This window comes from Peptococcus niger (assembly GCF_900101835.1).
GTDB lineage: Bacteria > Bacillota > Peptococcia > Peptococcales > Peptococcaceae > Peptococcus > Peptococcus niger.
Genome location: NZ_FNAF01000028.1, coordinates 1 through 1,111, shown reverse-complemented (window position 1 = coordinate 1,111; position 1,111 = coordinate 1). Strand labels below are relative to the sequence as shown.

Annotated in this window: 1 protein-coding gene; it reads right to left on the bottom strand. The window is 46.9% G+C overall.

All coding sequences use genetic code 11. From position 1 onward, the window contains the following. Positions 1-1,111 (bottom strand): vWA domain-containing protein (locus tag BLQ16_RS09700; protein WP_159428083.1); only part of this gene is annotated, 1,111 nt, incomplete at both ends.

The following is a 1,111-nucleotide window of genomic DNA, read 5'->3' as shown; positions in this document are numbered from 1 at the left end:
ACTCGCCCTTATGGGGATAGACATTGGAATGCTCTGCCAGGTATGCTTTGGCTGTATCATTGATTTTCAGGTTATAGGAGACTTGAAAGGTTTCATTTCCTAGGTTATGGCCTTCTCGGAATTTAACCTGAACCCGGTCTTGCTTTCCGGTTTCCCCAACTCCAAGCGAATAAGAGGCCCATGAAATATACTTGTCGCCATCACCTACTGCATGACCTAAGGTGGTGTAGTTATACCTGGTATTGTGGTAATTGCCCACTCCACCTTCCCAAATAACTGTCTTCGTGCCATCAGCAGCAATTCTTTTGATTTGAAAATCGACCTGCTCCTTGTTCAAGTCCACATAAGGGCTAAGGACGTCTTCCAGATAAAGGTTATTGGTGGAATAGCTGGAGGTGATTTTGTCAAAGGCATTGGTCAAGCCTTCTGCGTCATCGGCTAAATGGAGCTGACCTCTGGCGGTATTGGTTAAGTCCCTTAACTCGCTAAGCCTACGCTCCTCTATCTTAATGGCGATGGAATGAAAGTCTATAGCGCCAACTTGACTTTGCAAGTATCTGTAAGCTTTACTATTATCCCCTGTTATATCAGCGTACTTAGAAGTTGAGATGGTGACCTCATCATACCTAGGATTATACCTGGACACGCTTTCATTGGGCTCGCCATCTGTTATAAAGATTAGCACCTTTCTATTGCCGTCGTTGACCACGCTGTCATCCTTAAAGAGCTGGGCTGCCCGATAGAGGGGGGTGCAGTAGTTGGTCCCTGTTCCGCTAGAATACCGGACGGAAACCCTAGCTTCGCTGTTTCTTCCCAGACTTTGCCATCCATAAGGAACCTTCGTCTGGGTATCCAGCTGACATCTTTCTCCGTCATAATTGTCATCACCTACAAAGGTCATAACACAGGCCTTGTTCTTGGGATTGGCGGCCAAGAGTTTGGTTAGAAGGCCATCGCCATAGCTGTAACGGTCTCCGCCATTTAAAAGCTTGTCAGCAATATCATCCCGCCGCTCTTCTCGGCCTGTAATCTTGCTGTAATAGTCTCTAGTGGTCATAGAGGCCGTGGTATCGACGGCAATGAGGAAGTCATAGCCGGGTTCTTCTTTTTG